Source organism: Pseudenterobacter timonensis, assembly GCF_900021175.1.
Lineage (GTDB): Bacteria > Pseudomonadota > Gammaproteobacteria > Enterobacterales > Enterobacteriaceae > Enterobacter > Enterobacter timonensis.
Map to the genome: position 1 here is coordinate 717643 of NZ_FCOP01000013.1, position 26741 is coordinate 744383.

24 protein-coding genes and 1 tRNA gene are annotated in these 26741 nt (G+C 56.5%); 11 read left to right on the plus strand and 14 right to left on the minus strand.

The window, feature by feature from the left end:
• Positions 1–55: 55 nt before the first annotated feature.
• Positions 56–1273 (minus strand): beta-ketoacyl-ACP synthase I, encoded by a 1218-nt coding sequence (fabB, locus tag BN3796_RS18725; RefSeq protein WP_061709858.1) that lies wholly within the window; start codon positions 1271–1273, stop codon positions 56–58.
• 166 nt (positions 1274–1439) lie between these two features.
• Here fabB and mnmC point away from each other — a divergent pair, with 166 nt between their 5' ends.
• Positions 1440–3440, plus strand: a complete 2001-nt coding sequence (mnmC, locus tag BN3796_RS18730; protein WP_061709859.1) for a bifunctional tRNA (5-methylaminomethyl-2-thiouridine)(34)-methyltransferase MnmD/FAD-dependent 5-carboxymethylaminomethyl-2-thiouridine(34) oxidoreductase MnmC — start codon at positions 1440–1442, stop codon at positions 3438–3440.
• A gap of 34 nt (positions 3441–3474) precedes the next feature.
• On the opposite strand, the gene BN3796_RS18735 is transcribed toward mnmC, so the two are convergent.
• Genes BN3796_RS18735 through prmB form a run of 6 tightly spaced genes read right to left on the minus strand, consistent with a single transcriptional unit; the run spans position 3475 to position 8022 of the window.
• On the minus strand, positions 3475–3753 hold the full coding sequence (locus BN3796_RS18735) for a YfcL family protein (protein WP_061709860.1): 279 nt from the start codon (positions 3751–3753) through the stop codon (positions 3475–3477).
• Between the two features lie 9 nt (positions 3754–3762).
• Positions 3763–4311: an elongation factor P hydroxylase gene (locus tag BN3796_RS18740; RefSeq protein WP_061709861.1), complete on the minus strand. Its 549-nt coding sequence runs from the start codon at positions 4309–4311 to the stop codon at positions 3763–3765.
• The gene (locus tag BN3796_RS18745) at positions 4311–5120 is read right to left on the minus strand and encodes a sulfite exporter TauE/SafE family protein (RefSeq protein ID WP_061709862.1); all 810 of its coding nucleotides are present in this window, start codon (positions 5118–5120) and stop codon (positions 4311–4313) included. Before BN3796_RS18745 ends, BN3796_RS18740 begins: the two co-directional genes overlap by 1 nt.
• Positions 5120–5944 carry a penicillin-insensitive murein endopeptidase gene (gene mepA / locus BN3796_RS18750; protein ID WP_061709863.1) on the minus strand — a complete coding sequence of 275 codons (825 nt, stop codon included), beginning with the start codon at positions 5942–5944 and terminating at the stop codon, positions 5120–5122. Before mepA ends, BN3796_RS18745 begins: the two co-directional genes overlap by 1 nt.
• Positions 5945–5946: 2 nt before the next feature.
• Positions 5947–7032 (minus strand): chorismate synthase, encoded by a 1086-nt coding sequence (aroC, locus tag BN3796_RS18755; protein WP_061709864.1) that lies wholly within the window; start codon positions 7030–7032, stop codon positions 5947–5949.
• A 57-nt stretch (positions 7033–7089) separates the two neighbouring features.
• Complete coding sequence (gene prmB, locus BN3796_RS18760) at positions 7090–8022, minus strand: 50S ribosomal protein L3 N(5)-glutamine methyltransferase (protein ID WP_061709865.1); 933 nt, start codon at positions 8020–8022, stop codon at positions 7090–7092.
• A gap of 157 nt (positions 8023–8179) precedes the next feature.
• On the opposite strand from prmB, the gene smrB reads away from it, so the two are divergent.
• Positions 8180–8731, plus strand: a complete 552-nt coding sequence (gene smrB, locus BN3796_RS18765; protein ID WP_061709866.1) for an endonuclease SmrB — start codon at positions 8180–8182, stop codon at positions 8729–8731.
• 52 nt (positions 8732–8783) lie between these two features.
• Here smrB and sixA read toward each other — a convergent pair whose 3' ends face one another.
• The 4 genes from sixA to BN3796_RS18785 all read right to left on the minus strand — a co-directional run bounded on the left by sixA (position 8784) and on the right by BN3796_RS18785 (position 13392).
• Positions 8784–9269, minus strand: a complete 486-nt coding sequence (sixA, locus tag BN3796_RS18770; protein WP_061709867.1) for a phosphohistidine phosphatase SixA — start codon at positions 9267–9269, stop codon at positions 8784–8786.
• Positions 9270–9433: 164 nt separating this feature from the next.
• Positions 9434–11629, minus strand: a complete 2196-nt coding sequence (gene fadJ / locus BN3796_RS18775) for a fatty acid oxidation complex subunit alpha FadJ (RefSeq protein WP_061709868.1) — start codon at positions 11627–11629, stop codon at positions 9434–9436.
• A complete protein-coding gene (gene fadI, locus BN3796_RS18780) occupies positions 11629–12939 on the minus strand; it encodes an acetyl-CoA C-acyltransferase FadI (RefSeq protein WP_061709869.1) in 1311 nt (436 codons plus the stop codon). Before fadI ends, fadJ begins: the two co-directional genes overlap by 1 nt.
• Positions 12940–13107: 168 nt before the next feature.
• Positions 13108–13392 carry a YfcZ/YiiS family protein gene (locus BN3796_RS18785; RefSeq protein WP_061709870.1) on the minus strand — a complete coding sequence of 95 codons (285 nt, stop codon included), beginning with the start codon at positions 13390–13392 and terminating at the stop codon, positions 13108–13110.
• Positions 13393–13764: 372 nt separating this feature from the next.
• Here BN3796_RS18785 and fadL point away from each other — a divergent pair, with 372 nt between their 5' ends.
• On the plus strand, positions 13765–15087 hold the full coding sequence (gene fadL, locus BN3796_RS18790; protein WP_162267589.1) for a long-chain fatty acid transporter FadL: 1323 nt from the start codon (positions 13765–13767) through the stop codon (positions 15085–15087).
• A gap of 41 nt (positions 15088–15128) precedes the next feature.
• On the opposite strand, the gene mlaA is transcribed toward fadL, so the two are convergent.
• Positions 15129–15881, minus strand: coding sequence for a phospholipid-binding lipoprotein MlaA (gene mlaA / locus BN3796_RS18795; protein ID WP_061709872.1), 753 nt, complete (start codon positions 15879–15881; stop codon positions 15129–15131).
• Between the two features lie 314 nt (positions 15882–16195).
• On the opposite strand from mlaA, the gene BN3796_RS18800 reads away from it, so the two are divergent.
• The 6 genes from BN3796_RS18800 to BN3796_RS18820 all read left to right on the plus strand — a co-directional run bounded on the left by BN3796_RS18800 (position 16196) and on the right by BN3796_RS18820 (position 22635).
• A complete protein-coding gene (locus BN3796_RS18800) occupies positions 16196–17125 on the plus strand; it encodes a formate/nitrite transporter family protein (protein WP_061709873.1) in 930 nt (309 codons plus the stop codon).
• A gap of 75 nt (positions 17126–17200) precedes the next feature.
• A tRNA-Arg gene (locus tag BN3796_RS18805) sits at positions 17201–17275 on the plus strand.
• Between the two features lie 109 nt (positions 17276–17384).
• The gene (locus BN3796_RS21095) at positions 17385–17513 is read left to right on the plus strand and encodes a hypothetical protein (RefSeq protein ID WP_262360334.1); all 129 of its coding nucleotides are present in this window, start codon (positions 17385–17387) and stop codon (positions 17511–17513) included.
• A 204-nt stretch (positions 17514–17717) separates the two neighbouring features.
• Complete coding sequence (locus BN3796_RS18810) at positions 17718–18785, plus strand: HlyD family secretion protein (protein WP_061709874.1); 1068 nt, start codon at positions 17718–17720, stop codon at positions 18783–18785.
• On the plus strand, positions 18782–21511 hold the full coding sequence (gene rbbA / locus BN3796_RS18815) for a ribosome-associated ATPase/putative transporter RbbA (protein ID WP_061709875.1): 2730 nt from the start codon (positions 18782–18784) through the stop codon (positions 21509–21511). Before BN3796_RS18810 ends, rbbA begins: the two co-directional genes overlap by 4 nt.
• A complete protein-coding gene (locus BN3796_RS18820; protein ID WP_061709876.1) occupies positions 21511–22635 on the plus strand; it encodes an ABC transporter permease in 1125 nt (374 codons plus the stop codon). Before rbbA ends, BN3796_RS18820 begins: the two co-directional genes overlap by 1 nt.
• Before the next feature lie 156 nt (positions 22636–22791).
• Here BN3796_RS18820 and BN3796_RS18825 read toward each other — a convergent pair whose 3' ends face one another.
• A complete protein-coding gene (locus tag BN3796_RS18825) occupies positions 22792–23631 on the minus strand; it encodes a DUF817 domain-containing protein (RefSeq protein WP_061709877.1) in 840 nt (279 codons plus the stop codon).
• A gap of 243 nt (positions 23632–23874) precedes the next feature.
• Here BN3796_RS18825 and BN3796_RS20805 point away from each other — a divergent pair, with 243 nt between their 5' ends.
• Positions 23875–24096 (plus strand): hypothetical protein, encoded by a 222-nt coding sequence (locus BN3796_RS20805; RefSeq protein WP_148381821.1) that lies wholly within the window; start codon positions 23875–23877, stop codon positions 24094–24096.
• A gap of 230 nt (positions 24097–24326) precedes the next feature.
• Here the strand turns inward: BN3796_RS20805 and BN3796_RS18830 are convergent, their stop codons facing one another.
• Positions 24327–24791, minus strand: coding sequence for a hypothetical protein (locus BN3796_RS18830; RefSeq protein ID WP_073885280.1), 465 nt, complete (start codon positions 24789–24791; stop codon positions 24327–24329).
• A gap of 852 nt (positions 24792–25643) precedes the next feature.
• On the opposite strand from BN3796_RS18830, the gene lpxP reads away from it, so the two are divergent.
• On the plus strand, positions 25644–26564 hold the full coding sequence (lpxP, locus tag BN3796_RS18835; protein ID WP_187374047.1) for a kdo(2)-lipid IV(A) palmitoleoyltransferase: 921 nt from the start codon (positions 25644–25646) through the stop codon (positions 26562–26564).
• Positions 26565–26741: the final 177 nt, after the last annotated feature.

Consider the following 26741-nt stretch of genomic DNA (forward strand, 5'->3'; position numbering starts at 1 on the left):
ATACGTGCATAAAAAAGGGAGCCATCAGGCTCCCTTCTACTATACATTCAAATGGTTACGCTTTCAGCTTGCGCATAACCAGAGTGGCGTTGGTGCCGCCAAAACCGAAGCTGTTGGACATCACGGTAGTCAGTTCACGCTCGGTGGTTTCGGTCACGATGTTCAGACCAGCAGCCTGCTCGTCCATCTCTTCGATGTTGATGCTCGGGGCGATAAAGCCATGTTCCAGCATCAGCAGAGAGTAGATCGCTTCCTGGACGCCTGCGGCACCCAGAGAGTGGCCGGTCATCGCTTTGGTCGCAGAGATAGCCGGGCTGTTGTCGCCAAACACTTCACGAATCGCACCCAGCTCTTTCACGTCGCCTACCGGAGTAGAAGTCCCGTGGGAGTTCAGATAGTCTATCGGCGTATCAACGCCATGCATCGCCATCTTCATGCAGCGCACCGCGCCTTCACCGGATGGGGCAACCATGTCTGCGCCATCGGAGGTGGCGCCATAGCCAACGATTTCCGCATAGATGCGCGCGCCGCGCGCCAGAGCGTGCTCCAGCTCTTCAACGACCACCATACCGCCACCGCCTGCGATAACAAAGCCATCGCGGTTTGCATCATAGGTACGGGAAGCTTTTTCCGGCGTCTCGTTGTATTTGGTGGAAAGTGCGCCCATAGCGTCGAACTCGCAGGCCATTTCCCAGCCCAGCTCTTCGCCGCCACCGGCAAATACGATGTCCTGCTTGCCCAGCTGGATCTGCTCGACCGCATTACCAATACAGTGAGCGGATGTCGCACACGCGGAGCTAATGGAGTAGTTCACACCGTGGATTTTGAACGGCGTGGCGAGGCAGGCGGAAACCGCTGAACCCATAGCTTTGGTCACAACGTAAGGACCCACCGCTTTCAGGCCGCGCGGGCTACGCATCGCGTCTGCACCGAACACCTGCGCTTTAGACGAACCGCCGGAGCCGGCAATCAGGCCCACACGCGGGTTGTTCTGGTAAACCTCTTCGCTCAGGCCAGCGTCGGCAATCGCTTCCTGCATGGAAAGAAAGGCGTAAATAGAGGCATCGTTCATGAAACGAACCACTTTACGGTCGATCAAACCGGTGGTGTCCAGTTTGACGTTACCCCATACGTGGCTGCGCATTCCTGAATTTTTAAACTCTTCAGAGAAAGTGATCCCGGAGCGTCCTTCACGCAGAGATGCCAGGACTTCCTGCTGGTTATTACCGATGCTGGAAACGATGCCCAGGCCAGTAATCACTGCACGTTTCATTCAATACCTCTGTAAGTCTGTAAGTCGCACTATTTTAAGTTTCGATTCGCACAATAGCGTACACTTGTACGCCGAACAAGTCCGATCAGCCAATTTCTGCGGAAATTTGCGCCGATTGCTCCACATCGTTAAGATCGTGCCACCGCCTGTCAGACGAGTAACTTACGTGAAACAAACTGCTATACAACCCGCCAACCTTGAATTTAACGCTGAGGGTACACCTGTTTCCCGAGATTTTGACGATGTCTACTTCTCTAATGATAACGGACTGGAAGAGACACGTTATGTTTTCCTCGAAGGAAATCAGCTCAGCGCCCGTTTTCCCACCCATTCACGCAGCCTGTTCGTCGTGGCGGAGAGCGGTTTTGGAACCGGGCTTAACTTTCTGACGCTCTGGCAGGCGTTCGATCGCTTTCGTGCGGCGCATCCTGAGGCGACGCTGCAAAGGCTGCATTTCATCAGCTTTGAAAAATTCCCCCTTACCGCGCACGACCTGCGGCTTGCCCATCAGCGCTGGCCGGAGCTGGCTCCCTGGGCCAGCCAGCTGCAGGCACAGTGGCCTTTGCCTCTTGCTGGCTGCCATCGTTTGCTGCTTGATGAAGGGAGAGTGACGCTCGATTTATGGCTCGGCGATATTAACGAGCTGACCAACCAGCTGGATGATTCCCTGGACGGCCAGGTTGACGCCTGGTTCCTGGACGGTTTTGCTCCGGCAAAGAACCCGGATATGTGGAGCACGCATCTCTTTACCGCGATGGCGCGGCTGGCGCGGCCAGGCGCCACGCTGGCAACCTTTACCTCCGCCGGGTTTGTCCGCCGCGGACTGCAGGAGGCGGGCTTCACCATGCGCAAGCAGAAAGGCTTTGGCCGCAAGCGCGAAATGCTGGTGGGCGTGATGGAACAGCCGGCATCCCCGGCGCCGCGCACGCCGTGGTTTGCCCGCAGCGGCAGCAACGCGCGCGAAACGGCAATTATTGGCGGCGGGATTGCCAGCGCGCTGCTCGCGCTGGCGCTTATTCAGCGCGGCTGGCAGGTGACGCTCTATTGCGCGGATAGCGAACCGGCCCAGGGCGCTTCCGGCAACCGTCAGGGGGCGCTCTATCCGCTGCTGAGCGCCCACGATCCGGCCCTGAGCCGCTTTTTCCCGGCGGCGTTTACCTTCGCGCGGCGCCTCTACGATGCGCTGCCTGTCGCATTCGACCACGACTGGTGCGGCGTCACCCAGCTCGGCTGGGATGAGAAGAGCCAGCAAAAAATCGCACAGATGCTCTCCCTGGGCCTGCCGGAAGCGCTCGCCGAAAAAGTGGATGCTGCGCAGGTTGCCGAAAATACGGGACTTGAGACCGGCTGCGGCGGTATTCATTATCCACTGGGCGGCTGGCTCTGCCCGGCTGAGCTGGTGGCCGCCCTTCTCGATCTTGCGCAGACGCGCGGGCTGAAGGTGCACTACAACCAGGAAGCCGCGTCGCTGACCCGCACCGACGCGGGCTGGCAGGTGCGCTTTGAGAACGGCCAGACCGCCGAGCATGCCTGCATGGTTGTGGCGAACGGCCACCGTATCAACGACTTTTCGCAAACGGCAATGCTGCCGGTCTACTCGGTCGCCGGACAGGTCAGCCATATCCCCTCAACGCCTGAACTCGGCAAACTGCGCCAGGTGCTCTGCTACGACGGTTATCTGACGCCGCAAAATCCGACGAACGGTCACCACTGCATCGGGGCCAGCTATCGTCGCGGGCAGGCTGAGTGCGACTACCGGGAGGAAGATCAGCAGCAAAATCGCCAGCGTCTGCTGGATTGCTTCCCGCAGGCAGAATGGGCAAAAGAAGTGGACGTCAGCGATGGCGATGCCCGTTGCGCCGTGCGCTGCGCGACCCGCGATCACCTGCCGATGGTGGGCAATGTGCCCGATTATGCGGCCACGCTAGAGGTCTATCAGCAACTGGCGCAGACGCAGGCTGAGGCGAAAAGCGCCCCGGTCTGGCCCGATCTCTTTATGATTGGCGCGCTGGGTTCACGCGGCTTATGTTCGGCGCCGCTGCTGGCGGAAGTACTGGCCGCGCAGATGAGCAACGAGCCTGTCCCGCTGGATGGCGCAACGCTTGCGGGGCTGAATCCAAACCGACTGTGGGTGAGAAAGCTGCTGAAGGGGAAAGCGGTAGTCTAAAGAACGCCCTCTCCCCAGGGAGAGGGTGACTGCATTACTTCTGCGTCGCCTGCTGGAAGAGATTATCCCACATGCCCAGCACCAGAGACTGATCGCGCGGGGAGAGTTCCCCCGCCTGAATAGCTTTCTCCAGGCTGCGGCTCACCTCGGCGTGGACGGCTTCGGCGGAGTGATCGTCCCCCGCTTCCAGCTCCGCTATCGCCAGGGTCAGATGACCACGCAGATAGCCGCTGGCAAACAGCTCATCATCGCTGGCGTGTTCCACCATGTCATCAATTAACGCCAGGACGCGTGATTCAAATTCTGCGATCATCTTCTTTCCTCAATTAATATCTTCCGGCCAGGGGAAGTGTTCCGCCTTGATCTCCGGCGTGTGGTAGTAATCCTGTAAGGCTTTGATAAAACGCGCCGGACGGGCAGGGATCCCCTTCTCAAGGTATTCCATCACCTGCGCGTGGACGCGACGCTGAAACTTGACGCGATCCGGCTCGACGTCGCCCTCAAGGTTGTCGCAGCTGACGTTAAAGGGGTAGCCCGCCGCCACGCAAAAGAGCCAGTCAAACGCCTGCGGCTTGACCTCAACATCTTCGAACTGCCCCTGGGTAGCGGCATCCCGCCCGTCCGGGCAGTACCAGTAGCCAAAGTCCACCTGCTCGCGGCGCGTTTTACCGGCAATGCACCAGTGCGAAATTTCATGCAGCGCGCTGGCATAGTAGCCGTGCGCGAAGACGATACGGTTATACGGCACGTCGGCATCAGCAGGAAGATAGATCGGTTCGTCGTCGCCTTTAATCAGACGGGTATTAAAATCATCCGCAAAGCAGCGATCGAATATGTCGATCAGCTGTTCATAGTGATGGGTAGTTTTCATTAGTGCATCCCCAGAAAGTGGAGGATCTCCTGTCCATGGCTGTCATAAAGAAGTTTGGCGCTCATTACCGCCGAGACGATAACAATCATCGGCCGGATAAGCGTCTGTCCTTTGCTTAATACCAGGCGCGAGCCGACGCGCGCGCCTAAAAACTGCCCCGCCATCATCACAAATCCGGTGGCCCACACCACCTTGCCGCCGATGATAAAGAGCAGCAGGCCGCCGACGTTGGAGGTGGCGTTAAGCACTTTGGCATGGGCGGTGGATTTCGCCAGGTTAAACCCGGCGAGGGTAACGAAGGCCAGCGCGTAAAACGATCCCGCGCCGGGGCCGAAGAAGCCGTCGTAGAAGCCAACGCAGCCGCCCGCGATCAGGGCGAACGGCAGCCCGTGCAGACGACGCTGTCGGTCCTCTTCTCCAAGCTTAGGCATCAGCAAAAAATAGAGACCGATACAGATAACCAGCACCGGCAGGATCTGGCGCAGAATATCTGACTGGACATGCTGCACCAGCAGCGCACCGGCGGTTGAGCCGATAAAGGTCATCGCGATATTGAGCTTTTGATCGGCCAGGTTGACAACCTTGCGGCGCACGAAGTAGAGCGAAGAGGAGAGCGAGCCGCCGCATGCCTGTAGCTTATTAGTTGCCAGCGCCTGGGCGGGATTCATGCCTGCCGCCAGCAGCGCCGGAACCGTGAGCAGCCCGCCCCCACCCGCCAGCGAATCGATAAATCCCGCCAGCATGGCGACAAAAAAGAGGGCCACCAGCATGGTCGGGGAGACCATGAACAGATCGACAAAATTATCCATTACAGCAGATGCTCATCCAGTAGCGCCTGGCAGGAAGGCGGCAGCACAGGCGGTCTCTTCTTCTCAGGCTTGGTTGTTCCAGGCGAAGCGGGCTCGAACCAGCTTTGCAGTTCGTAGCCGCAGCCATCGCCGGGCGGCGGCGGCGGCTGATCGATGCACTCCAGGCTGTCAGCCGGACAGCGCAGGCGCACATGCATATGGGCGCGATGCTGGAACCAGGGGCGCACCTTGCGCAGCCAGTCGCGATCGCTGCCGGCATCCAGGCAGAGCTGTTTTTTGATTGCCGGATTGACGAAAATCCGCGTGACGTCATTATCGTTGGCCGCCAGCTTAATCAGGCTGAAGATATCCTTCGACCAGAGCGACGGCACCACGTTTTTACCGTCGGCAGCGACCAGGTCCAGTGCCTGCGGTTTTAACAGCTGGGCCGCGCTCCAGCGGGCCTTCGGCAGCTGCAGGAAGATATCGACGTCGAGGCCGGTCTGGTGGCTGGCGTGGCCGCCGTTAAAGCGCCCGCCCGCCGGCATTCCCATGTCGCCAATCAGCAGAGTGCCTAATCCCAGACTATGGACCTGGCTGCCCAGCCGCTGAATAAACAGCAGCAGATCCGGATGGCCAAAGTAGCGGCGCTGGTCGGTGCGCATCACCTGCCAGCTGTCAGACTGGAGCGGCAGCGGCTGCGCGCCGACGATACAGCCGTTGGAAAAGGCACCGATCGACTGCGGGCTGCCCGCCACCGGCTGGGTAATTTTTTGCCACGGCGTCGCCGCCAGCGAAGCCCCGCTGGCGAGCAGCGCCAGCAGAGCGATTGCGGTTTTTTTCATGGTTACCAGCGTGGAAGAGGAGTCGTTACGTCCGCGTTCTGCGCGCGATGGCGCAGGAGGTGATCCATCAGCACGATCGCCAGCATCGCTTCCGCGATCGGCACCGCGCGGATCCCAACACAAGGATCGTGACGCCCTTTGGTGATCATCTCAACTTCTTCACCAGAACGGTTCAGGGTACGTCCGGGTACGGTAATACTGGAGGTGGGCTTCAGCGCGATGTTAGCGATAATCTGCTGCCCGCTGCTGATACCGCCGAGAATGCCGCCCGCGTGGTTGCTCTGGAAACCCTGAGCAGTGATTTCGTCGCGGTTCTGGCTGCCGCGAAGCTGAACCACGTCAAAACCGTCGCCGATTTCCACCCCCTTCACCGCGTTGATACTCATCAGCGCATGGGCAATATCGGCGTCAAGGCGGTCAAATACCGGCTCACCAAGCCCGGGCGGTACGCCGTCGGCCACTACCGTCACCTTCGCGCCGATGGAGTCGCCCTCTTTCTTCAGGCTGCGCATCAGCTCGTCCAGCGCCTCGATCTTCTCCGGGTCGGCACAGAAAAAGGGGTTCTGTTCAACCTGGTCCCAGGCTTTAATAGCCAGCGGAATATCGCCCATCTGGGTCAGGCAGCCGCGAATGGTGATGCCAAATTTCTGCTGCAGATATTTTTTCGCAATCGCGCCCGCCGCCACGCGCATGGCGGTTTCTCTCGCGGAGGAGCGTCCGCCGCCGCGATAGTCGCGAAAACCATACTTTTGCTCGTAGGTATAGTCCGCGTGGCCCGGACGGAACAGATCTTTAATGGCGCCATAGTCCTGGGAGCGCTGATCGGTATTTTCAATCAGCAGCCCGATGCTGGTGCCGGTGGTACGGCCTTCAAAGACGCCGGAGAGAATTTTGACCGCATCGGGCTCGCGGCGCTGGGTGGTATAGCGCGAAGTCCCCGGGCGACGGCGATCGAGATCGTGCTGAAGGTCAGCCTCGGTCAGTTCGATGCCGGGCGGTACACCATCAACGATACAGCCCAGCGCCAGCCCGTGCGACTCTCCGAAGGTGGTCACGCGGAATAATTGTCCAATACTGTTTCCTGCCATCACGGTTCCGTTGTTTTTTCTGATTGTGCGTTGTGTAACGGGCCGTAGCCCGCTGGATTAATCTTTATAGATGCTGAAATATTCCCGGGCGGCGACAAGCTGCGCTTTGGTCAACATAAAGACGCCGTCACCGCCGTTATCAAACTCAAGCCAGGTGAACGGCACGTCGGGATATTGCTCTATCAGATGTACCATGCTGTTACCGACTTCACAAATCAGAATACCGTCATCGGTCAGGTAATCCGGGGCGCAGGCCAGAATACGGCGCGTCAGCTTCAGGCCGTCGCTGCCGGAGGCCAGCCCCAGCTCCGGCTCGTGGCGATACTCATTTGGCAGATCGGACATGTCTTCCGCGTCCACGTAAGGCGGGTTGGTCACGATCAGATCGTACTGCAACGGCGGCAGCTCGCGGAACAGGTCGGAGCGGATCGGCGTCACGTGGTGGATCAGACCGTGCTCTTCAATATTATGCTCAGTTACCGCCAGCGCGTCGGTAGAGATATCCACCGCGTCAACTTCCGCTTCCGGGAAGGCGTAGGCGCAGGCAATCGCAATGCAGCCGCTGCCGGTGCACATATCCAGAATGTGCTGCGGCTGATGGTTAATCAGCCCGGCAAAGCGGTTGTTGATCAACTCGCCAATCGGGGAGCGCGGCACCAGCACGCGTTCATCCACGTAAAACTCGTGGCCGCAGAACCAGGCTTTATTGGTGAGGTAAGCCACCGGAATACGTTCGTTAACGCGGCGGATCACACGCTCGACAATGCGGTGTTTTTCGCTGGAGGTAAGGCGCGCGGTGCGCATATCTTCAGGAATATCCAGCGGCAGGTAGAGTGACGGCAGCACCAGCTGTACCGCCTCATCCCATGGGTTATCGGTACCGTGTCCGTACCAGATATTGGCGGCGCTGAAGCGGCTAACCGACCAGCGCAACATGTCCTGTATGGTATGCAGCTCGTTTACTGCTTCATCGACAAATATTTTATCCACTCTTTCCTCCAGGGCATGCTCGCATAATTTTCGGCGGCTAGTTTGCCATGAAGACGGCGATAAATCAGCAATGTCGCCCGCAGCGATGCGTGAAAAAATGCGTTTTGCTTGCCTCCGCCTCAGGTAAACTAGAGGAAATAAGAGATGAGAGTGAGAAATGAAAAAGAAAACAACGCTTAGCGAGGAGGATCAGGCGCTGTTTCGCCAGCTAATGAGCGGGACGCGTGAAATCAGGCAGGACACCATCGTGCACCGTCCCCTGCGTAAAAAAGTGACGGAGGTGCCGGTTAAACGGCTGCTGTCAGAGCAGGCGGATAACAGCCACTACTTTTCTGATGAGTTTCAGCCGCTGCTCAATACCGAAGGGGCCGTAAAGTATGTGCGCCAGGATGTCAGCCACTTTGAGTTGAAGAAGCTGCGCCGGGGAGACTATTCACCGGAGCTGTTTCTCGATCTGCACGGCCTGACGCAGATGCAGGCCAAGCAGGAGCTGGGTGCGCTGATCGCCGCCTGCCGCCGCGAACATGTTTTTTGCGCCTGCGTGATGCACGGTCACGGTAAACATATTCTTAAACAGCAGACGCCGCTATGGCTGGCGCAGCATCCCCACGTCATGGCTTTTCATCAGGCGCCGAAAGAGTATGGCGGCGACGCCGCGCTGCTGGTGTTGATTGAAGTCGAGGAGTGGTTGCCGCCAGAATTGCCCTGACGGCGCTGATGGGACTGGCGGGTAACAGGGCGACCCGCCTTTGCCCTTAGCATCAGATCGCTTTCGCCATCCTGAGATTGCAGGGGCTCATTTGCCAGTTAAAGACCCCTTTACCCTCATCGTCAAGGGTAACGTTAGCGATAGCCGAGGTGGTGAACATCGGCGGCGTTTCGCCGGGGCAGAGTTCAGAGACCAGGTAGCCAACCAGCGGCAGGTGAGAGATAACCAGCGCGGAGGTGACCCCTTCGGCGCAGAGCGTCTGCAGATAGCCGCTTACCAGGCCGACATCGCCGCAGGGGGTGAGTTCAGGAAGGACATCGACCTGAGCCGGCAGGGCCATACACTCCCCTACCACATCCAGCGTTTGTTCAGCTCGCAGAAAAGGGCTAACCAGAACGCGTTCGATATCCACTTTTTGCCCCTCGAGCCATGTTGCCATGAGACGGGATTCGTCACAGCCACAGGGTGTTAAAGGACGAACAGAGTCACTGGCGGCATCGAGTGCCGCGTCGCCGTGACGCATGATAAAAACTTGCATATTGCACCGCTTTTGTTAACCAGAATCATCGGCGTTGACTACCTGTTAATGAAGATAAACGAGGTAGAAAACCCGATGGTCGGGCATTGTGCCTGATCCATCCAATGAATGAAACGCTGTGTTTTACCTCATTGATGTAAGTATAGTCAATGGCTGATTACACTTTAACCAGTAGCGGTCTCATTCAATGTGGGATGTACCCTACTTTGACCCTGATTTGCGAGGTCAGTTTCCTCTGTTGGCCAAAAATTTTGATTATTTTCCGCCATCCGCAGCAACGCCTCGCATGGCGTAAATCGTGGGCCATACAGCGTAGTCAGCCGCTGTAATGTTGCCACCACGTCACCCGCGCCCAGACTATCCATATAGCGGAACGGGCCACCCAGGAAAGGTGGAAAACCGATGCCAAACACCGCGCCGATGTCGCCATCGCGGGCATTTTTCACCACCTGCTCGTCGAAACAGCGCGCCGCTTCGTTAAGCATCATCATCACGCAACGCTCGGCACACTGCTGAGCCGTTAACTGCCCCTGCCCGGAAGCGCGAATAAGCCCGTAAACTGAAGGGTCTACCTGCTTCTTGCTTTTACGCCCTTTTACCGCGTAAAGATAGAAACCCCGGCCATTTTTTCTGCCTTTGCGATCGTCATTCAAAATTGCAGAAACAATGTTTGCAGGCGGACTAAAACGCTCTCCATAAGCGGCCTCAAGCACAGGAATAATTTTAGTGCCGGTATCGATTCCGACCTCATCCAAAAGTTGGATTGGGCCGACCGGAAAACCATATTTAACCAGCGCTTCATCCACATGCTCCACCTTCTCACCTTCGGTGAGCAGGCGCATCGCCTCATTTATATAGGGCGCCAGAATGCGGTTTACGTAAAAACCGGCTTTATCCGCCACCACAATCGGGGTTTTCCCCTGTTTTTTAGCGAGCTTCACCACCGTTGCGATGGTTTGCGGGCTGGTGGCGGCATGGGGAATCACCTCCACCAGAGGCATTTTCTCGACCGGGCTGAAGTAGTGCAGCCCGATGACCTGCTCCGGCCTGGCCGCCTGCGCGGCGATATCCCCGATGGGCAGGGAGGAAGTATTCGAGGCAAAAATCGTGTGCGGTGCGCAGTGCTGCTCCACTTCTGCCACCATCTGCTGCTTGAGCGCCAGATCCTCAAAGACTGCCTCAATCACCACGTCACGATGACCAAAGCCGCTGTAGTCGGTGGTGCCGGAAATTAGCGCCAGCTCGCGATCGCGCTCGCCTGCCCTGATGTGGCGGCGTTTGACCTTCTTATCAAGCAGCTGCCAGCTATAGGCCAGCGCGTGATTGATCCCCTGCGGATTGATATCTTTGATGCGAACCGGCAGTTTGCCCTTGCTGGCGGTAACAAAGGCGATACCGCCACCCATTAGTCCGCCCCCCAGCACGCCCACGGCGTGAAGCGGACCGGCGGCAGCGGCGCTGCCGGGATCTTTTTTCACCTCGGTGCTGGCGAAGAAAATGTTACGCAGCGCCCGGGACTGCGGTGTCATCGCCAGCTCGCCAAAGGCTTTGGCCTCTGCCGCATAGCCGCTGCTGCTGCCCTGCGCCAGTCCGGTTTCAATAACCTCAAGAATGCGTTTTGCCGCCGGATAGTTGCCTTTGGTTTTGTGCTCGGTCTTTTTACCCACCATATTGAACAGCAGAGTGCGTCCAAGCGGTCCGGCAAGCACACGCTCACGCACCGGCAGAGGACGACGGGTCTGGCGCCCCTTTAACGCCAGCGCAACCGCCGCCTCCAGCAGAATGGTATGTGGCACCACCTCGTCCACCAGCCCCGCCCTTAGCGCCTGACGGGGGCGAAGCTGTTTGCCGGTCAGGATCATCTCCAGCGCGGTGCTGACGCCAACGAGGCGCGGCAGCCGCTGCGTACCGCCGGAACCCGGCAGTAATCCCAGCTGCACCTCCGGCAGGCCAAGCAGCGTTTTAGGATCGTCGGTACAGACGCGGCTGTGGCAGGCCAGCGCCAGCTCCAGCCCGCCGCCGAGACAGGCACCGTGGATCGCCGCGATCGTCGGGATCGGCATGCTGTGGATCTCAGCCATAATCTGTTGCCCCTGCCGGGCAAGATCTTCCGCCTCCTGCGCGCTGCTGGCGCGGGCAATCATGTTGATATCCGCCCCGGCGATAAAGTTATCGGGCTTGGCGGAGATAAAGACCAGCCCGCGCACCGCCTTGTCATCGCGGATCTGCTTCAGAATCGCGCGGACCTGCTGGCCAAACTCAGCCTTCAGGGTATTCATTTTCTCATCCGGCACGTCGATGGTGACCACGGCAACCTGATCCGGGCGGATCGTCAGGGTAAAAGCGGAAATATTCTCCATTATTCAGCCTCCAGAACCATCGCTGCGCCCAGCCCGCCTGCGGCACAGGCGGTAACCAGCCCGAATCCACCGCCGCGTCGACGCAGTTCGCGTAGCGTTTGGGTAATCATGCGCGCACCGGTGGCGGCAAACGGATGCCCGTAGGCAATCGAGCCGCCCAGCACGTTGAATTTGCTCTCATCAACTTCGCCGGTAGCCTGCGAACGGCCCAGCACTTCCCGGGCAAAACGATCGCTGGCAAGCAGCTGCAGGTTAGCCAGGGTCTGCGCCGCAAACGCTTCATGCATGTCGATAAGGGTAAGATCGGAAAGCGTTAAACCGGCGCGCTCCAGCGCAAGCGGCGTTGACCAGGCGGGGCCGAGCAGCATGTCCTGCCAGACATCAATCGCGGTGAATGCATAGCTGCGCAGATAGCCGAGCGGCGTCAGGCCCAGCTCCCTGGCGCGGGATTCGGTCATCAGGATCACCGCCGCCGCGCCGTCGGTCAGCGGCGTACTGTTTGCTGCCGTAACGGTGCCATGTTTACGATCGAATGCCGGACGCAGTCTGGCGTAGTCCGCCAGCGTCGACGCGCCGCGAATATTGTTGTCCTCCGCTAACGGCTGGCGGTATGGCGGCACATAGGCTGTCATCACCTCGTCGCTCAGTTTCCCCTCTGACCAGGCCTGCGCCGCAAGCTGGTGGGAGCGGTGCGCCAGCGCATCCTGCTGCTCCCGGGTGATGCCATAGGTTTTCGCCATCTGCTCGGCGGTATCGCCCATGCGCAGACCGGTGGAATATTCCGCCACGGCAGGCGGGACGGGGGCCAGATCGCGCAGGCGCAGGCGGGAGAAAAGCTTCAGCCGCTGGCTCATCGTGCGCGCTTTATTCACATCCACCAGCACACGCGCCAGCTTTTTGCTGACGCCAATGGGCAGTACGGAAGAGGAGTCGGCGCCGCCTGCGATCCCGGCGCGAATGGTGCCTGCCATCAGGCTTTCCGCCACGTTCGCCACCGCCTGAAAGCTGGTGGCGCAGGCGCGGCTTACGCTGTAGGCATCGGTATGGACGCTCATCCCGGTGCCCAGCACAATTTCACGGGCGATATTGGGCGCTTCAGGCATCTGAACGACCTGGCCAAAGACCAGCTGCTCAATGACTTCAGCGGGGATTTCGCTGCGAGCCAGCATCTCCCCTACCACCATTTTCCCGAGATCGACTGCCGGTATACCGTGATATGCGGTCGCCTGTCGGGCAAACGGCGTGCGTAATCCGCTCACAATGGCAATGCGATCGCCCTCGCGGGTGATTAGCGGTAATGCCTGACTCATAACGCTCCCCTGTGAAATGACAAAATATTAAGTGGTCTGACCTGATAACAGTTTTAACCATTATTTTACATTCAGCCAATCGGGGAGTTGAAAAATTGCGAGGTAAAACAGAAAAAAAGAGGCCCCTGAACAATCAGGGGCCGGGATGTAACGCGTAGCGTGAAGGGATTAACGCAGACCGAGCTGGAAAATCAGCGTTTCCGCTTCGCAGGCAAAGACAAAATCGATATCCAGCTGCACGCCGCCTTCAACGTCGGTGAAGGTGGAGCTGATTTGGCAGGGTTCAGATTCCACATCGCGCGCGCGTTTGGTCAGCGAAGCGAGCATCTCTTCTGCTTCGGCACGGGTTGCAAAAACGCGGCTCCAGGAAGCGGTGCAATCGGAGTTGTCCATGATGGTGCCAACATCCATACAGCAGCAAACCGGGGTCTCATCAGCACTGCATTTACTCATAGCGTAATCTCCTCTCTTTTCGCGCGTGGCGCGAGCTAAACAGAATGCGACTATTTTACTCTCCTGCAAGGAGGGGCTCCAGCCGTTAATGCTATGAATGGGGATAAGTGACCAATATCACAATAAAAAATGATCTAACTCAAATATGGCTTTTTTTCACCAACGAAGCGGCCCCCATTTTTGCCACGCAGATCCCGTTTCGAAAAACAACTCTGAAAAATCTTATAAACAAACTTGCAACATTACATCTGGTCAGACCTATACTCTCGCCACTGGTCTGATTTCTAAGTATTACCGCAGACCCTACACTTCGCGCTCCTGTTACTGTATGTAACATTTATTGAATAAAAATAACTCGATGAGGTTTTGGTCATGAGCCAGAAAACCCTGTTCAACAAAACTGCGTTAGCAGTTGCAGTGGCAATCGTCTCCTCCTCCGCCTGGTCAGCGGGCTTCCAGCTTAACGAATTTTCCGCCTCTGGACTTGGCCGAGCCTACTCCGGGGAAGGTGCTATCGCCGATGACGCGGGCAACGTCAGCCGCAACCCGGCGCTGATCACTCTGTTTGACCGCCCTACTTTCTCGGCGGGGGCTATTTTCGTTGATCCGGGCGTCGATATTACCGGTACCTCTCCGACCGGTCGTAGCCTGCATGGGGATAATATCGCCCCCACCGCCTGGGTACCGAACCTGCATTTTGTCGCCCCGATTAACGACCAGTTTGGCTGGGGCGCATCGGTCACCTCTAACTACGGCTTAGCGACTGAATTTTCAAATAACTACCCGGCTGGCGCATTTGGCGGGAAAACCGATCTGGAGACCCTCAACCTCAACCTGAGCGGCGCCTACCGTCTGGATAACCACTGGAGCTTTGGCGTGGGCTTCGATGCCGTATACGCCCGAGCCAAAATCGAGCGTTATGCAGGTGACCTGGGCCAGATTGTTGCTGGCTCTGGCGCGCTGCCGCCGCCGCTTGCGCAGCAGGTCGCCGGTATTCCTGGTGATACGCAGATTGCGCATCTGAAAGGCGACGAATGGGGCTTTGGCTGGAACGCCGGTATTCTGTATGAAGTCGATAAAGATAACCGTTATGGCTTCACCTATCGTTCCGAAGTCAAAATTGATTTCGACGGCGATTACAAGAGCAGCCTGCCCTCCGCCTATAACCAAATCCTCGGCACGTTCGGTCTGCCGATGGGTACCGATGGCCGGACAACCGGTGGTTCTTTAACCCTCAACCTGCCGGAAATGTGGGAGCTGTCGGGGTATAACAAAGTGGCGCCGCAGTGGGCGATTCACTACAGCCTGACCTATACCAGCTGGAGCCAGTTCCAGGAGCTGAAAGCGACCAACAGCGATGGCGATACGCTGTTCTATAAAGATGAAAGCTATCGCGACGCCTACCGTATCGCGCTGGGTACTACCTATTATATGGATGATAACTGGACCTTCCGTACCGGCGTTGCCTTTGATGACAGCCCGGTACCGGCAGATCATCGGTCTATCTCCATCCCGGATCAGGATCGCTTCTGGGTGAGTGCGGGTGCAACCTACGCATTTAACGAAGATGCCTCGGTGGATGTCGGCGTCTCTTATATGCACGGTCAGAAAGTCAGCTTCCAGGAAGGCCCGTACGAGTTCGAATCCAAGGGTAAAGCCTGGCTCTACGGCGCGAACTTCAACTACGCATTCTGATAGCGTAAATGATAAAAAGGTGAGCCTGGCTCACCTTTTTTTTATTCTGAATCGATCTCAGAAAGTTCATTCTCGATCGCTTTCGCGTTCGGGTTCTCTTCTGGCTTAAGCTTGCCGCCGTTGGCAATAAAGTCATGATTCTGGAAGTAAGCTTCGCGAACCATAATATAAGGATCGGAGGACTGGCGCAGCAGGCCGTCGGAATCGAGCAGCTGGGCACGGGTTTCGATCCCCTCTACCGCCCACTTGCCGATAGAGAGCGGCCAGGTGAGCCATGACAGCGCCGGATAGAGCGTATCCACCGCATCCCCGCCTTCATCACGCAGCGTAAAGCTGCCATAAAAAGGCAGTTGCACATACGGGCCGTAGCCTACGCCATAGTGCCCGAGCGTACTACCGAAGCGATGCGGCTGTTCACGCTGGAGTTTCGGATTCGCCATTCCCGCCACGTCGATAAAGCCGCCCATGCCGAGCAGGGTATTAAGGAAGAAGCGGGTAAAGTGCACCATTCCCTGATAGGGATCGCCCTGCAGGAAATAGTTGACCATCACCGCGGGCTCTTCCAGGTTGCTGGTAAAATTACTCAGCCCATTACGCGCAGGTTGCGGAACATAATCGCGCCATGCCACAGCGACCGGACGCACCACGTAGGGATCCAGCATGTTGTAGTTGAAGTTGTACATGGTGCGGTTGAACCCTTCTAAAGGATCGGAGCGCCCCGTTTGCTCGCCTGAGCTGGCGCAGCCCACGAGCAAGGTGGTGCCCAGCGCAAGCGCCGACAGCCGAAATTTCATAAGTTTCTCCCTGTGCAGTATGGCTATCGTTGATTGCCATCCGTAACGAAGCGACATACGCCCCGCCTGTTAACATGCTGCTGATTGTAACAGCACGCTTACCGATGTCCACGCATGCGATAGCACCTTCGCCACCGCCTCGATCTCAGCATAGCCCGACTTTATTATTTTCGTTTCGTTTCTGATTTTATCGGCTCTGCGCCTTCCCTGTATTGCCTTTATTGTCATTACCGACAATTTCAGAGCATAGCTACCGGGTATGTCACAAAAAACCGCTACGCTTAATACCATGTTCAGGCTGAGGATGTCTTTATATGGACAATATAAAAGAAGAGAAAATCAACAAAGAGAGTGACGAGCTGGAAGTGGAGAGCGAGGAGAATCGCAGCGGCGAAGAGATAGAGGTGGATGAGGATCGCCTGCCGTCGCGCGCCATGGCGATTCACGAGCATATTCGTCAGGATGGCGAAAAGGAGATGGAGCGTGACGCCATGGCCCTGCTCTGGTCTGCCATCGCCGCCGGTCTGTCGATGGGAGCCTCCCTGCTGGCTAAGGGGATTTTCCATGTGCATCTGGAAGGTGTCCCGGGTGGTTTTCTGATTGAGAATCTGGGTTACACCTTCGGCTTTATTATTGTCATTATGGCGCGCCAGCAGCTCTTTACGGAAAACACCGTCACGGCGGTCCTGCCGGTAATGCAAAATCCCACCCTGGGGAATTTTGGCCTGTTGATGCGTCTGTGGAGCGTGGTGCTGCTGGGGAACCTGATTGGCACCGGGATTGCGGCATGGGCGTTTGAATATATGCCGATTTTTGACGAAAAGACGCGCGATGCGTTCGTTCAAATCGGTATGGACGTAATGAAAAACACCCCGTTTGAGATGTTTGCTAACGCGATTATCTCCGGCTGGCTTATCGCCACGATGGTCTGGATGTTTCCTTCAGCTGGCTCAGCCAAGATTGTGGTGATTATTCTGATGACCTGGCTTATCGCGCTGGCCGATACGACGCATATTGTGGTGGGTACGGTTGAGATCCTCTATCTGGTGTTCAACGGTACGCTACACTGGACGGAGTTTTTCTGGCCGTTCGCCCTGCCGACGCTTGCGGGAAATATTTGCGGAGGCACCTTTATTTTTGCCCTGCTGAGTCACGCCCAAATTCGTAATGACATGTCGAACAAGCGCAAGGCGGAACTTCAGGCGCAGCAGAAAGAGCAAGAGAAGGCTAAAAAAGCATCCTGAATGGCGACTCTTTAAGCAGTCAGGCGGCAATGTGCTTAACGCAAAAGGGATTTAACGTTATAATCTTGCCGCCTCGTCCCCTTAGTTAAATGGATATAACGAGCCCCTCCTAAGGGCTAGTTGTAGGTTCGATTCCTGCAGGGGACGCCATTCCTGCCAGAACCCACCTCCTCACTCCAGAACAAGAACCATCACAGCCCTTCATTCTTCTATATGCATCCTGAACACTGGGGCCAGGGCAAAACAATCAGAAGCAAAAATGAAGCTGCTTGCTGGCGTTGACCCGGCAGGACAGAAGCAGGCTATAAAGAAGGCTGGTGGAACCGGCTTACCTCTACCCGCCGCCGCCGCGCAGCTGATCGCATCAACACTGTTCTCGTTATGTTAACGTTTTTTCAATTCATTACTAACAGTATGGACATAAACGATTCCGGTGTTAATATGACATTCACAGTAGCTATAACTGTGCGTGTTTCATTTACGGCCAGGATTGCTGATGATGATCACATAAGTAGCACACCTCACAGCCTCCCCCTCCGTCTTTAGTACGAAACGCGCGCCACTCAGCAACAGGGAACAGAGCGGGTAGCGTATGGATAAATTAAAACGACATTGGACCTGGTGCATTATCGGTTTCGCGGTAATTGCCGCCGCCGTGGCGTGGTGGATGCTGCGTCCGCCGGGACTGCCGGACGGCTTTGCCAGCAGTAACGGCAGAATTGAGGCTACTGAGGTGGATATCGCCACCAAAATCGCCGGTCGTATTGACGTCATCCTGGTGAAGGAGGGGCAGTTTGTCCACCAGGGCGACGTACTGGCGAAAATGGACTCCCGGGTGCTGAACGAGCAACGGCTGGAAGCCGCCGCGCAGATTAAAGAGGCGCAAAGCGCGGTCGCTGCCGCCAGGGCGCTGCTGGATCAACGGCAAAGCGAAATGCGCGCCAGCGAAGCTGTGGTGAAACAGCGCCAGGCGGAGCTGGACGCAGCCGCTAAACGCCACGTTCGCTCCAGCACGCTCTCCCAGCGCGGCGCGGTATCGGCGCAACAACTGGATGACGACCGGGCAGCCGCCGGGAGCGGTAGAGCGGCGCTGGAGTCCGCCAGAGCGCAGGTTTCCGCCGATAAGGCCGCTATTGAAGCCGCGCGCACCAACATTATTCAGGCGCAAACCCGCGTGGAGGCCGCTCAGGCGACTGAGCGACGCATCATTGCCGATATTGAGGATAGTACGCTGAAAGCCCCGCGCGACGGCCGCATCCAGTACCGCGTCGCCGAGCCGGGCGAAGTACTGGCCGCCGGTGGCCGGGTGCTTAATATGGTCGATCTGGCCGACGTTTATATGACCTTCTTCCTGCCAACCGAGCAGGCGGGTCTGCTGGCGCTGGGCAGCGAAGTACGTATCGTGCTCGACGCCGCACCGCATCTGGTCATTCCGGCCAATATCAGCTTTGTCGCCAGCGTCGCCCAGTTCACGCCGAAAACCGTCGAAACCCACGATGAGCGGCTCAAATTGATGTTCCGCGTCAAAGCGCGCATTCCCCCTGAACTGCTGGCGCAGCATCTGGAGTATGTGAAGACCGGCCTGCCGGGTATGGCCTACGTGCGGCTGGATAAAGAGCAGCCGTGGCCCGCCGCGCTGGCGGTAAGGGTGCCGCAATGAAACTGGACGTTTATCCCCCGGTCGCCAGCCTGGAGAATGTCAGCCAGCGCTTTGGCGCGACGACCGCACTACGCGATATCACGCTGACCCTCCCCTCACGCTGCATGGTCGGGCTAATCGGCCCCGACGGCGTAGGCAAATCCAGCCTGCTGTCGCTGATCGCTGGCGCGCGGGTTATCGGGCAGGGTAACGTCCTGGTGCTTGGCGGCGACATGCGCGACGCCCGGCATCGGCGCAACGTCTGCTCGAAAATCGCCTGGATGCCGCAAGGGCTGGGGAAAAACCTCTATCACACCCTCTCGGTGTATGAGAATGTCGACTTCTTTGCCCGCCTGTTCGGCCATGATAAGCACGAGCGGGAAAGCCGTATCGACGAGCTGCTGCACAGCACCGGGCTGGCGCCGTTCCGCGATCGCCCGGCAGGGAAACTCTCCGGTGGGATGAAGCAGAAACTCGGCCTGTGCTGCGCGCTGATCCACGATCCGCAGTTGCTGATTCTTGATGAACCCACTACCGGCGTCGACCCACTCTCCCGGGCGCAGTTCTGGGAGCTTATCGACACCATCCGCGAGCGTCAGCCGGAAATGAGTATGCTGGTCGCCACTGCCTATATGGAAGAGGCCGAGCGTTTCGACTGGCTGGTCGCCATGAACGCGGGTGAGGTGCTGGCTACCGGCAGCGCTGAACAGCTACGAACGCAAACCGCCAGTCAGACGCTGGAGCAGGCGTTCATCGCCCTGCTGCCGGAAGCGTTACGCAACACGCATCAGCAAGTCGTTATTCCGCCACGTGACGCCGCAGAAGATGAGATAGCCATTGAAGCGCGCGGGCTGACCATGCGTTTTGGTGATTTTGTCGCAGTGGATAATGTCAATTTCCGCATTTCGCGCGGCGAGATTTTCGGCTTTCTCGGCTCAAACGGCTGCGGCAAATCTACCACCATGAAGATGCTGACCGGGCTGCTGCCCGCCAGCGAAGGCGAAGCCTGGCTATTCGGCCAGCCGATAGATCCGAAGGATATCGACACCCGCCGCCGCGTGGGCTACATGTCGCAGGCGTTTTCACTCTATAGCGAACTGAGCGTGCGCCAGAATCTGGAGCTGCACGCGCGCCTGTTTCACATCCCTGACGCAGAGATCCCCGCTCGCGTGGCCGAGATGAGCCAGCGCTTTATGCTCACCGACGTCGAGCACGCCCTGCCCGCCGCGCTGCCGCTGGGCATCCGGCAAAGACTATCGCTGGCGGTGGCGGTGATCCATCGCCCGGAGATGCTGCTCCTTGATGAGCCGACCTCCGGCGTCGATCCTATCGCCCGCGATATGTTCTGGCAGTTGATGGTTGACCTGGCGCGGCGAGATAAGGTCACCATTTTTATCTCCACCCACTTTATGAACGAAGCGGAACGCTGCGACCGGATCTCGCTGATGCACGCGGGCAAGGTGTTGGCCAGCGATACGCCGCAAGCGCTGGTAAAACAACGCGGTACGGCAAATCTTGAAGAGGCGTTTATCGCCTGGCTACAGGACGCGGCAGACCCGGTCGCCGCCATCGGGGCGATCGAAAGCGCACCTAAAAAGCAGGCCGACGCGCCGCGTCAGCTCTTCAGCCTGCGCCGTCTGTTCAGCTATAGCCGCCGGGAGGCACTGGAGCTGAGACGCGATCCGGTACGTTCGACGCTGGCGTTGTTGGGTACGGTGATCCTGATGTTTATCATGGGGTACGGGATTAGTATGGATGTAGAAAATCTGCGCTTCGCCGTACTCGATCGCGATCAAACGGTCAGTAGTCAGAGCTGGACGCAGAGCATCGCCGGGTCACGCTACTTTATCGAACGTACGCCGCTCTACAGCTACGACGATCTGGATCGCCGAATGCGCAATGGCGAGCTGGCGGTGGCGATTGAGATCCCGCCGAACTTTGGCCGCGATATTGCTCGCGGCACGCCGGTGCAGATTGGCGTGTGGGTTGACGGCGCGATGCCCAACCGCGCGGAGACGGTGCGAGGCTACGTGCAGGCAATGCATCTGGCCTGGCTACAGGAAATGGCCGGGCGGCAACCTAACGCCAGCGGCGACACCTCGCTGATGTCAATAGAGACCCGCTATCGCTACAACCCGGATGTAAAAAGCCTGCCCGCCATCGTTCCGGCGGTAATTCCGCTGCTGCTGATGATGATCCCGGCAATGCTCAGCGCCCTGAGCGTGGTGCGGGAAAAAGAGCTGGGATCGATTATCAATCTGTACGTCACGCCGACCACCCGCAGCGAATTTTTACTTGGCAAACAGCTACCCTACATCGTGCTGGGGATGTTCAATTTCCTGCTGTTGTGCGCGCTGTCAGTCTTTATGTTTGGGGTGCCGCATAAGGGTAGTTTCCTGACGCTGACGCTGGCGGCGCTGCTATACGTCACCATCGCAACCGGCATGGGACTGCTAATCTCGACGTTTATGAAGAGCCAGATTGCAGCGATTTTCGGTACTGCGATCATCACATTGATCCCCGCAACGCAGTTTTCCGGGATGATCGACCCGGTGGCTTCGCTGGAAGGGCCGGGCCGCTGGATAGGTCAGGTCTACCCAACCAGCCACTTTCTGACCATCGCCCGCGGTACGTTTTCGAAAGCACTGGGGCTTAGCGATCTGTGGGCATCGTTTATCCCGCTGCTGATTGCCGTGCCGCTGGTGCTGGGGTTGAGCGTGTGGCTGCTGAAAAAACAGGAGGGATAATGCGCGGATTACGCAATATTTATAACCTCGGGGTGAAAGAGTTGCGCAGCCTGCTGGGCGATAAAGCGATGCTGGCGCTGATCGTCTTTGCCTTTACCGTGTCGGTCTACTCCTCCGCGACGGTAATGCCAGGCTCGCTGCATCTGGCGCCGATCGCCATCGCCGATATGGATAGATCACAACTCTCATCACGGATCATCAACGGTTTCTATCGCCCGTGGTTTCTGGAGCCTGAGCTGATTACCGCTGAAGAGATGGACGCCGGGCTGGATGCCGGGCGTTATACCTTCGCCATCAATATTCCGCCGAACTTTCAGCGCGACGTGCTGGCGGGTAAAAAGCCGGATCTGCAGGTCAACGTTGACGCCACGCGGATGAGTCAGGCGTTTACCGGCAATAGCTATATTCAGAATATTGTCACCGGCGAGATAAACAGCTTTGTCGCCCGCTACCGCGATAATAGCGTGCTGCCAGTGGATCTGGCGGTGAGGATGCGCTTTAACCCAAACCTTGAGCAGAAGCGTTTCGGCGCGGTGATGGCGATTATCAACAACATCACCATGCTGGCGATTGTGCTGACCGGCTCGGCACTGATCCGCGAGCGCGAGCACGGTACGGTGGAGCATCTGCTGGTGATGCCAGTAACGCCGTTTGAAATTATGCTCGCTAAGGTCTGGTCAATGGGGCTGGTAGTGCTGGTGGTTTCCGGGCTATCGCTGACAGGTATGGTGCAGGGAGTCTTGCAGGTGCCCATTGACGGCTCGATCCCGCTGTTTATGCTCGGCGTGGCGTTGAGTCTGTTCGCTACGACGTCGATCGGCATTTTTATGGGCACGGTTGCCCGTTCAATGCCGCAGCTGGGGCTGCTGATGATTCTGGTGCTGCTGCCGTTACAGATGCTTTCCGGCGGTTCGACGCCGCGCGAAAGTATGCCGCAGATGGTGCAGGATATTATGCTGAGTATGCCAACCACCCATTTTGTGAGTCTGGCGCAGGCTATTCTCTATCGCGGCGCGGACTTTACCATCGTCTGGCCGCAGTTCCTGACCCTGCTGGCGATCGGCGGCGCGTTTTTTACCATCGCACTGCTGCGTTTTCGTAAAACATTTGCCGAAATGGCGTAAGTTTTCTGCCAAATACACAAATGCAATAAATAAACAACTATTTCAAGGTATTACCGTAATAATTGCTTTCTGCAGGGGGCGCCATAAGCACCTTTTTCTTCTTATCTTCCGCTTTTGCTCACCCGCAAGCAGCAGCTGTACAATTACTACCGGTATCTACTGCGCAATATGTATGCGTTTCTTAATATCTTTTAGAAACAACGTAATGGTGAAGGTCATCATTACCAGCAACGACCATGCTCCCCACTTTCCGACATGCACCGTTGCCCAGGCGCCAATCTGATTGGGATATTGCCAGACGCCAAATAACGTTCCCAGATTTTCAGCCAGCCAGATAAAAAATCCAATCAGGATAAATGCCAGCAGCAGGGGCATCCGGTACGGGCGATCGTAAGGGGTAAATATCACCGTTGAACGTGCATACATCCCAAACGCAACGGCTGCAATGTACCAGCGATAGTCACCCACATAATGATGAGTGAAAAAGTTAGCATATAGCGCTAAAGCGAGAAGTACCGCCATTGAAACCGGCGGATGATGGCGGATTTTTAGATCAAAAAGGCGCCAGCACTGGACGATATAACTGCCCACAGCCGCATACATAAAACCACTGAACAGGGGTACTCCGCCGATTTTACTCCACCCCTCCTCGGGGTAATGCCAGGAGCCAATCGCAGAAGAAGTTTTAAAAAGCTCCAGCCCAAATCCCAGGATGTGAAACAACGTTATGGCCTTCAGTTCATCCCGGCTTTCCAGCTTCGTTGCCACCATGACGAACTGGATGACAAGGGCCACGATCAGCAGGATATCGTAGCGCGCGATCCCGCCTAATCCGCTCCGGGGAACAGAGAAGATCGCTATAAAAAAGAGCCCGGCAAAGAGGCAGGCGCGCAGCTCTTTGATACCAAACCAGAGAAACTCAAGGCTGTATCGGGTAACGCCCTTCAGAGCAACATCTGGGGGATAGATTAAAAACCGATCGATTCGATTAAACACTGCCACTCCTTATCTATAAACCGGCCGACAGCAGGCTGCCATAAGACCAAACTGACCTGCGTTTTCCGTAAATAGCACCCATAAACACAACGTCGCGCGTCCCTTTACAGTACCCTCACGCCGTTAGCACTTCAGGAGAGAGTCGGGCTTCGTCATTTCAGGGCTACCGGGAAATGAGGGACTCCTCCCCAGAACATTAACTGAAGCCTGAAGCAGGCAATACAAAATCTACGGAGAAGTAAAATGAAGAAAATCATCATCGCTTTGGCATTAATCGCCCCTTGCTCTGCTTTCGCCGGTGTCGTCTTTCATCCCGTAGAACGCGCAGCAGTGGTGGCAAACTCAGATCACCCGGTAGCAGCCGCTGCGGTAACCGCGCATGCACGTAACCGCCGGGCAGCGACGGTGGATGCGGTGAACTGCAATGATGGTCATTGCGTTCGCCACGGCAACGTTATTCGCTAAGTCAATGGAGCGCCAGGATCCTGGCGCTTTATCCCCTCTTCTGCTGCCGACAGAATAAAGCGAAAGCTAACCGTTTTGCGCAGGCAACATTATTACCTGCATCCCAGTCAGATATTCTCGCCCGGCATAATCTGCCCGCCGCCAGCAGGATAAAAATCCCTGTGCTGCGCTTTATAACGTTCCGGAGAGCGGGACGATGCATGGAAGAATCTCAGCGATTAACCATGCCGTTACGGCAGTAGCATTCCAGCGATGTCAAAGAAGGCCTCTTCATCAAACAGGCGCACCGCATCCGCCTCAGTACCTGCCCGGCTACAGGTCCACGCTCTGTGATGGCCTGCGCGCATAAATAAACGGCATAAAGGAGCCGGGCTCTGCGCACCGCTCACCTCCACACAGCCCGTCGCACCCTGGCCATAGAGATAGACGGGCAGAAAGGTTAACGTTTTATCATGAAAGCGCAGGCGGAAAGCCGGCACGTTAAAGGTCTTGCGATCGACCAGCAGATCCGTGACGGTAGCAGAAAATGTTTCTGTTTCGATTCCCGTTCCCTCAAGCCACCCCTCAGTTTTTTCCTGAAGCAGGCTCATGCTTTCACAAAAAGCCGCTATATCCTTCTCGCTTTTACTTCCAGACACCGGCGGAGCGGGCCTGCAGGAGCGTAATTTTTTCATAAATTGCATTTTGGCAGACATGGTAACCTGAATCAGTTATCTGTTTACTATCCGGCAAAGACTACCCGTTGCTGTAACCGGGTGTATAAAACCGGGCCGTATTTAGTCGCCTGTTCAAAAAGAGCAGGCGCTCAGTAAAGCGAGGGGGTATAAATATTTTGACAGAACCATTCACTTTATAAATACATTAAACTGCTCTGCTTTATCTGTGAATATTTATCCCGTCACGCTCGCTGGAATATAACGATGCATTGTGCCGCAAATCTGCGTAACGCTGCAACGGGCATTAATTTTGAGGAAATCCTTAATTTATCACCGACAGAACGCGGCAAATAAATATTACTTGCGCTGGTGCAATGAGAAAATAAAAGGCAAATCAGGGTAATCTGTAACGGGGATTGAGAAGCATAAAGGCAATGTTTTCAGGGGACGATTTTATCCTGATGAGCCCCTCTTCTTGCACAACGCGGATGGGACTTCTCTCAAAATTACTCTACAGGAGACGCCTTGTTCCTGCGCCAGATGAAAAAAAAGATGCAAAATTCGGAAATCGACCAGGTTGGGGCTGAAAAACCCCTGTTCTTTATAGTTTATTTCCCCCTTCTGATTTTCATAAACCGTTTAACGTTCTGGTAATAATTAAAAAGAATCCTTTAAAATCAACCGCCTTAAAACTGTCGCTTTTTTAATCAAAAAGCTCTCATAGCGTATCCTGTATAACGGTGTTACATTACGCCGCCCACCCGATGTCAGCAATGGCCAGGCTATCCTGTAAACTTCAGTAAACCCTGCAACCATAACCTTGAAGTACGGTCCAAACCGGCACGTCGTATCGCATTTTGCGTTACTATAAAGACTCAAAAAAAGGTTTCTATTTTGTCCCAATGCAAATTTGAACGCGCGTTTTTACAACCGCGTCACTGGCTGACATGGTTTGGCCTGGGGTTGCTGTGGTTGTTAATACAACTCCCCTATCCGGTGCTGCAACTGCTCGGTTCTTTCCTTGGCAGCGCATCCCGCCCTTTTCTGAAGCGTCGCGAATCTATCGCCCGTAAAAATATTGAACTCTGTTTTCCCCACTACAACGACAGCCAGCGTGAAAAACTGATTTCAGAAAATTTTAAATCCCTCGGTATGGGATTACTCGAAACCGGCATGGCATGGTTCTGGCCCGATCAACGGGTACGTAAATGGTTTGACGTCGACGGGTTACATAACCTGCAGCGTGCTCAGGCAAACAATCGCGGCGTGATGGTGGTTGGCGTCCATTTTATGTCGCTCGAGCTCGGCGGGCGCGTCATGGGGCTTTGCCAGCCAATGATGGCGACCTATCGCCCCCACAACAGCGCCCTGATGGAGTGGGTGCAAACCCGCGGACGTATGCGTTCAAACAAGGCGATGATCAGCCGTAATAATCTGCGGGGCATGGTCGGCGCCTTGAAAAAAGGGGAAGCGGTCTGGTTTGCTCCCGATCAGGACTATGGTCGCAAAGGCAGCAGCTTCGCCCCCTTCTTTGCGGTGAAGGATGTCTGCACCACCAACGGTACCTTTGTGATCTCCCGTCTCTCAGGCGCCTCGATGTTAACTGTCACCATGATCCGCAAAGCGGACGGCAGCGGTTACCGCCTGCACATCGCCCCGGAAATGGCGAACTACCCGCAGGATGAGTGTGAAGCTGCCGCCTTTATTAACAAGGTGATTGAAAGCGAAATTATGCGCGCGCCGGAGCAGTATCTCTGGGTGCACCGCCGCTTTAAAACGCGCCCGCAGGGCGAAGCCTCCCTCTATGTATAATCTCGTGGGGTGGGTATTAAACGCCCCTCCAAAACGCGAAGGGTACGGTAAAAAAACAGGCGATTCAGGCGTCGCTGAGTCTATTATTATTACCGTCCGAAATTAAACTGTCGCCGTTCCACGACACGTGTAAGTACTGGATATTAAAGGTAAAAATCACGCTTGCTACGGGCTAAA

Bases quoted from the DNA above. Each gene is read 5' to 3' on its own strand.
- mepA (WP_061709863.1), bottom strand. From the start codon at position 5,944: ATGAAAAAAACCGCAATCGCTCTGCTGGCGCTGCTCGCCAGCGGGGCT.
- fadI (WP_061709869.1), bottom strand. From the start codon at position 12,939: ATGAGTCAGGCATTACCGCTAATCACCCGCGAGGGCGATCGCATTGCC.
- BN3796_RS18740 (WP_061709861.1), bottom strand. From the start codon at position 4,311: ATGAAAACTACCCATCACTATGAACAGCTGATCGACATATTCGATCGC.
- BN3796_RS18820 (WP_061709876.1), top strand. From the start codon at position 21,511: ATGCGCGGATTACGCAATATTTATAACCTCGGGGTGAAAGAGTTGCGC.
- sixA (WP_061709867.1), bottom strand. From the start codon at position 9,269: ATGCAAGTTTTTATCATGCGTCACGGCGACGCGGCACTCGATGCCGCC.
- BN3796_RS18830 (WP_073885280.1), bottom strand. From the start codon at position 24,791: ATGTCTGCCAAAATGCAATTTATGAAAAAATTACGCTCCTGCAGGCCC.
- BN3796_RS18800 (WP_061709873.1), top strand. From the start codon at position 16,196: ATGGACAATATAAAAGAAGAGAAAATCAACAAAGAGAGTGACGAGCTG.
- fabB (WP_061709858.1), bottom strand. From the start codon at position 1,273: ATGAAACGTGCAGTGATTACTGGCCTGGGCATCGTTTCCAGCATCGGT.
- fadL (WP_162267589.1), top strand. From the start codon at position 13,765: ATGAGCCAGAAAACCCTGTTCAACAAAACTGCGTTAGCAGTTGCAGTG.
- mlaA (WP_061709872.1), bottom strand. From the start codon at position 15,881: ATGAAATTTCGGCTGTCGGCGCTTGCGCTGGGCACCACCTTGCTCGTG.
- BN3796_RS18785 (WP_061709870.1), bottom strand. From the start codon at position 13,392: ATGAGTAAATGCAGTGCTGATGAGACCCCGGTTTGCTGCTGTATGGAT.
- BN3796_RS21095 (WP_262360334.1), top strand. From the start codon at position 17,385: ATGAAGCTGCTTGCTGGCGTTGACCCGGCAGGACAGAAGCAGGCTATA.
- BN3796_RS18810 (WP_061709874.1), top strand. From the start codon at position 17,718: ATGGATAAATTAAAACGACATTGGACCTGGTGCATTATCGGTTTCGCG.
- BN3796_RS18735 (WP_061709860.1), bottom strand. From the start codon at position 3,753: ATGATCGCAGAATTTGAATCACGCGTCCTGGCGTTAATTGATGACATG.
- aroC (WP_061709864.1), bottom strand. From the start codon at position 7,032: ATGGCAGGAAACAGTATTGGACAATTATTCCGCGTGACCACCTTCGGA.
- rbbA (WP_061709875.1), top strand. From the start codon at position 18,782: ATGAAACTGGACGTTTATCCCCCGGTCGCCAGCCTGGAGAATGTCAGC.
- BN3796_RS20805 (WP_148381821.1), top strand. From the start codon at position 23,875: ATGAAGAAAATCATCATCGCTTTGGCATTAATCGCCCCTTGCTCTGCT.
- BN3796_RS18745 (WP_061709862.1), bottom strand. From the start codon at position 5,120: ATGGATAATTTTGTCGATCTGTTCATGGTCTCCCCGACCATGCTGGTG.
- fadJ (WP_061709868.1), bottom strand. From the start codon at position 11,629: ATGGAGAATATTTCCGCTTTTACCCTGACGATCCGCCCGGATCAGGTT.
- smrB (WP_061709866.1), top strand. From the start codon at position 8,180: ATGAAAAAGAAAACAACGCTTAGCGAGGAGGATCAGGCGCTGTTTCGC.